The following is a 5,186-nucleotide window of genomic DNA, read 5'->3' as shown; positions in this document are numbered from 1 at the left end:
GATCGCCGTTGGCGATCAAGACCGGCAGACGCAGGGTTGAAAGGTCTTGAGGCGCCTGTCGGCCCCAGGCCTTGATGGCTTTAAGTTGGCGCAACAGCGCCGTCGGGGTAGCCGGTTTGTCTCGATCGGACGTGCGCTCTTTAATGCGTTGAAGGAATGCACGGGCCGCACCTCGGCTAGCGACCGAAGAGGTAAAAAACAGGTAGTACTTGGGATCTCGAAGGGTAAAGAGGCCCTTGAGCATCAAGGGGCGAGATACGTTGCCGACTTGATCAATGCCTACGCCGCCCGCAGGACCTGTGCCGGTCAAGATCAATTTGCGCACGAGCGTTGGCGCCTTCAGCGTAACGTCTTGCGCTACAAACCCACCGAGAGAGAAACCCAATAGGTCGACCTGCTCGAAGCCCATCGCGCGGATCAGGGCGATGGTATCTCGGGCCATTGCATCGATCGTGAGTGGTGCTTGTCCGTCAGAGGCGCCGATACCCCGGTAGTCGATAGCGATGATGCGATGCTGAGCGGCAAGCCCGTCCACGATGGCGGGATCGAAGTTATCTAGCACGGCGCCCCAGTGGTTAAGAAGGACTACTGGAACACCTGTTCTCGGCCCCAAATCCCGATAGGCGAAGGCCGTGCCGTTCACGTTGATGGAGCGGTTTGGCGTAAGTGCGTACGTGTTCGATGAAATGAGGTCGGGCATACAGTTTTTCTCGAGGCGGTATTGAGGGGCAGGGCTCTAGTGCCGGGTGTTGATGTCGATCAGGTCGACGATCAAATTGCTGAATCCGTGCGTTAACAAACAACGTTCAAGCGCATGAACCGACTGTAAAAATATGATGGCTATCATATTGCTAGTTAAAAAAAATGACCTAGGAGGAGGGCGGCATTAATTGAGACTTCGCTGCGTTCAGGATCGATTCGGCCAGCGCCTCGTCCTCCACCGCTCGCGCTAGAACCATCGCACCGACCATAGTTGCGGCCGTTGCAAGCGCTCGATCGTGTGTACCGGGTTTTCCCCAGTCCTGGGACTGGCGTGAAACGACGTCAATCATCTCTTTAAAGCGCAACGTAAATGCACGCCGTACCGCAGGCGATTGACGCGATGTCTCTGAACCAAGCGCGGCTATCGGGCAGCCGCACTCTGGGTTGTCGAGGTGTTCTTTGGAAAGGTAGGCACGCAGAAGAATTTCCAGCGACTGGTTAGCGGGAACAGCCCCGGCAATTCGCGAGTAGACCGCTACCGACTCTGCACCGGCATGACCAGCGGCCTCAGCGAGCATGGCGTCACGTGACGTAAAGTGGGCATAGAACCCACCGTGGGTGAGGCCTGCTTCTTTCATCAAGGCGGCTACGCTGGTTCCGTCATACCCGCTTCGACGGATAACACGAGCGGCCGTTGCGACAATGCGCTCGTGGGTAGCCTGCTTGGTGCGTGAGGGAGTTTTGTTCATATTACGATCATAATGTACCGATACAAATCGAAGCAAGCACTTGAGTGTCTTCCGGCTCGAATGGCTTTGCGGGATTACGGCGCGGTTGCAAACAGAAGGTCTGATTGCACGTTGTACAGTCGCTATGGCGCTTGCTATAGCGACTCGTTGTTGCACGCCACACAGAATTTTCCAGGGGCTCTATGTCCCCAGGTTTAGAAACATACCTCAGCTGCGCGCACGCAAACGACGGGTGCGGTATGTACCCCAACCGCCGGCGAGCACTGACTTCAGGAATGCCGACAGTCCACCTTCGTGTGGCTTGGGTTCTCCGCCTTTAGCGATACGCTTAAGCTGGCGCGTGTACCAAAGCACTTCCATTACGCCCATTCGATCAACTGGCTTGATGCCAGTGACAATAGGGCGAACGCGCTGTTCGCTATCACGCCCTTGCAGCAGAGCGGAAGGGGCATCAGGATCGATAGCCAGCAGCCTGGCTAGTCCCACAACATCTAGTGCTCCGGAGCGCAACGCATCATTCATCCCCGCAGCGCTGCGGAAACCGCCAGTCACCATTAATGGAACGTCCAGTGAGGCGCGTACCTTTGCCGCGAACTCCAGAAAGTAGGCCTCACGTGCGGCCGTAGAGGACTTTTTCGGCACATGCAACGCACCGCTCATGGCGGGGTCTTCATAGGTGCCGCCGGAAATTTCGATCAGGTCGATTCCGGCTTCGACTAATGCGCGGATGGTTTCCATCGACTCCTCTTCGGTAAAGCCTCCGCGCTGGAAGTCGGCCGAATTGAGTTTGATGGCTACGGCGAAATCATCCCCGACCTGACGGCGAATTTCGGCGTAGACAGCCAGTACGAAACGGCGGCGCTTCTCTGGCGTGCCGCCCCACTCATCTTCGCGCCGGTTGTGGTGTGGTGAGAGAAATTGATTGAGTAGATAGCCGTGTGCCGCGTGGATTTCGACACCGCTGAACCCGGCTTTTTTGCAAACGGCCGCTGTGCGTCCGAACCGCCCGATGATGTCTTGGATTTCGACAACAGTCGCTTCGCGGGGCGTTTCAAACAACGCCGCCATATCCTCGCGGAAGGGGACTGCTGACGGCGCAATGTTGCGTTCGTTAAGCCCCTTGGCAGACTGCTTGCCAGGATGATTGAGCTGTGCCCAGATTGCTGCACCCTGGTCAGTTGCAGCTTTGGCCCATTGCTGCAGGAGCGGCAGGTCTCGCTCATCCTCGATCACCACATTGCCGGGCTCGCCCAGGGCTCGGCGGTCAATCATCACGTTTCCGGTGATAATCAAGCCCAGGCCAGATGCGGCCCAGCGGCGATACAGCTCAATCAATCCGAGCGTCGGTCGATTGTCATAAGTTCCCAACGTCTCACTCATAGAGGCTTTGGCGAGTCGATTGCGAAGCACGCTACCGTTGGTGAGCGCCAGGGGCTGGTTCAGCAGGTTGGTATCAGCTTTCATTTTGTAGTGTTCCTGTGAAGCTTGAAAGGTTGAGGGCGAGAAGTGAGTGCGGAACGTTTTTAGGGCTGTACTCGAGCATCTGGAACAAGTGCTCGAACATTGACGGCTGCCCTTGTATGAGGCGTGCTCGGTTTTGATAGAGCGCGTCTTCTGCCGATATCTGCCGGATGGAAAGCGCCACGAATGTGGCTAGGTCACAGCGGATGATTACATCAGCTGCTGGAGCAGGACCCGAGCGAGTGAGTACCTCACCATCGTCCACGCGGATGTGGAAGACTTCTGCGCCCACCTGAAACTCGTACGCGGCTCGTATCCCATCGCTAGCACCAGGACGGCTTACACCTGAAAGACTTAGCGCAACTAACTCCGCGCGCACGGCGGTGGAATCGATGCGCTCATCCATGGATAAATTCAGGCCCCAGAGCCCAAGAGCAAGAAGGGGCTTACGCAGTTGCTCCCCGAACGATGTCAGCTCATAAGCAGTGACAATGCTTTTAGTCGGCTGGGCGATGTTGTTTTCCACCAACACCCTCAAGCGAGCGGACAAACGATTCGCGCCCATAGCGGGAAGCATCGCGAGCAGCTCCTTGAAACGCTTGGGGCCAAGTAACAGCTCGCGAATCACTAATAGCGTCCAGCGCTCGCCTATTACGTCGAGAGTTCGGGCAATTGGGCACGGTTGCCCATAGGTCTTATTCAGCATGAGCCGGCCGTAATCCTTTTCAGAATGCCGTGCGGTCGTATGGGGCGATTACTTTGGGCGGCTGCAGGAAGGCAGTTAGCCCTTGAAACCACATGACCTCCAGAAAGTCGCCACTGATGACAAGTTCCTGGCTTCCCAAACCCCTTAAAAATGCTGCCTGGCTGTCCTTAGCCGAGAGGATCGCAAACCCTCTGTTCGCGTTCTTAAAGCTCAGGGTGAAACGTGGATTGTCAGCTAAGCCTGCAACCGAGCTTATGCCGCCATCGCGGACCACGAAGTAGCGACCGATACCGGCATCGGTACGGATTTGGAAAACCAGATCCTTGCCTGCGATGTAGCGAGCGCAGTCTGGGTTTGTGCGGACTTGCCGTTTAAGCAGTTGAGTGAACATCCATAACAGGAATTTGAACTTAAGCATGAAAGTGGCCTTAGGTCGTTGGGAGGCGGTTGCAGTTATTCGCTCAGGAAACGCACGGCGTGATACAGAAAACGCTCTGGATACTGGAACTGTGCTCCGTGACCGGCATCCGGATAGATAAACAACTGTGCGTTGGGCAGGTTGCGGGCCATGTAGAACGAGTTGATGGTCGGGATCATCACGTCATGCACGCCGTTGAGGATAAAAACTGGTTGAGTTATTTGGCGTAGGTAGGCGAACGGATCTTCTTCGGACACTCTCGGTAGGTAGAGCATGTTGGCCTCAATCTGCGCGGCGGCTACCTCTTGAGTGGTGGGCGGGTCCTGATCTTGCCGCTGATGGCGACGCTCCCAGAATTCGCGCGCGGCCCGTTTTGCATCAGATGAGCGGCCAAAAAACAGATATTCGAAGTCTTCATAGAGCGGCAGTGGGCGTGGTGCGGCAGTCAAAACCCGCTGCTCCATATCCGGGTCGCCGCCGCGTGGGCCGGTGCCCAGAAGCATCAGTTTGCGGATGAGTTTTGGGTGCCGCCAGGTGAGATCCAGTGCTTGGAAGCCGCCTAGAGAGAAGCCAAGTACGTCAATTTTCTCCAACCCAATCGCGCGTACAAAAGCTGCAGCATCATCAGCCATGTCCTCAATTCGACGCCGTGGCCGGCCAGATGAAGAGGCGACACCGAGGCCGTTAAAGAGGATGACCTCTCTGCTTTCGGCAAGGCCGTCGGTTAACAGCGGATCCCAATGATCCATGCCGCCACGAAAGTGCTGGAGCAAAAGCAACGGTGGTTGATCAGTGCCAGTGTTACCCCACCTGCGGTAAGCAAAGCGTTCACCACCAAGCTCGGCGAAACAGGTTGGAGCACTCTGATGCGTATCGGTCATATCGTTTCTCGCAGGTAGTTTCTGGTCCCGAGGCCCAAGCATGGCTGGGCTATGGCCTTGTGAATTATCACTATACGAACAATATAGTAAAAAGAAAATACGATGTGTGCAGCCTCACTTTGGATTAGCGACTGCCTACGCCTCCAATCCTTCGCTTAGCTCTCTACTTCTGTATCTAACCACTCGGCATAAGGCTGCGCGGTTTCTGCTGCTGTTGGATTGGTGAAGCGATGCCAGTTGCGCGCGACGTCGAAGCCACAATACTATAC

Annotated in this window: 6 protein-coding genes; all 6 read right to left on the bottom strand. The window is 56.0% G+C overall.

Features of this window, described 5'->3' with window-relative positions:
- The coding region (locus AAAB16_RS17805) for an alpha/beta hydrolase (protein ID WP_340664523.1) at window positions 1–700 on the bottom strand (700 nt) is incomplete at its 3' end.
- Window positions 701–869: 169 nt separating this feature from the next.
- Window positions 870–1,451: a TetR/AcrR family transcriptional regulator gene (locus tag AAAB16_RS17800; protein ID WP_340664522.1), complete on the bottom strand. Its 582-nt coding sequence runs from the start codon at window positions 1,449–1,451 to the stop codon at window positions 870–872.
- Between the two features lie 207 nt (window positions 1,452–1,658).
- Complete coding sequence (locus AAAB16_RS17795) at window positions 1,659–2,915, bottom strand: NADH:flavin oxidoreductase/NADH oxidase family protein (protein ID WP_340664521.1); 1,257 nt, start codon at window positions 2,913–2,915, stop codon at window positions 1,659–1,661.
- Complete coding sequence (locus AAAB16_RS17790; protein ID WP_340664520.1) at window positions 2,905–3,618, bottom strand: helix-turn-helix domain-containing protein; 714 nt, start codon at window positions 3,616–3,618, stop codon at window positions 2,905–2,907. Before AAAB16_RS17790 ends, AAAB16_RS17795 begins: the two co-directional genes overlap by 11 nt.
- A gap of 19 nt (window positions 3,619–3,637) precedes the next feature.
- Window positions 3,638–4,036: a helicase gene (locus tag AAAB16_RS17785; RefSeq protein WP_340664519.1), complete on the bottom strand. Its 399-nt coding sequence runs from the start codon at window positions 4,034–4,036 to the stop codon at window positions 3,638–3,640.
- A 35-nt stretch (window positions 4,037–4,071) separates the two neighbouring features.
- Window positions 4,072–4,917: an alpha/beta hydrolase gene (locus tag AAAB16_RS17780; RefSeq protein WP_340664518.1), complete on the bottom strand. Its 846-nt coding sequence runs from the start codon at window positions 4,915–4,917 to the stop codon at window positions 4,072–4,074.
- Between the last annotated feature and the right edge of the window lie 269 nt (window positions 4,918–5,186).

The organism is Pseudomonas sp., assembly GCF_037994325.1.
In the GTDB taxonomy this organism is placed as follows: Bacteria; Pseudomonadota; Gammaproteobacteria; order Pseudomonadales; family Pseudomonadaceae; genus Aquipseudomonas.
This window is presented reverse-complemented; position numbering and strand designations above follow the sequence as displayed.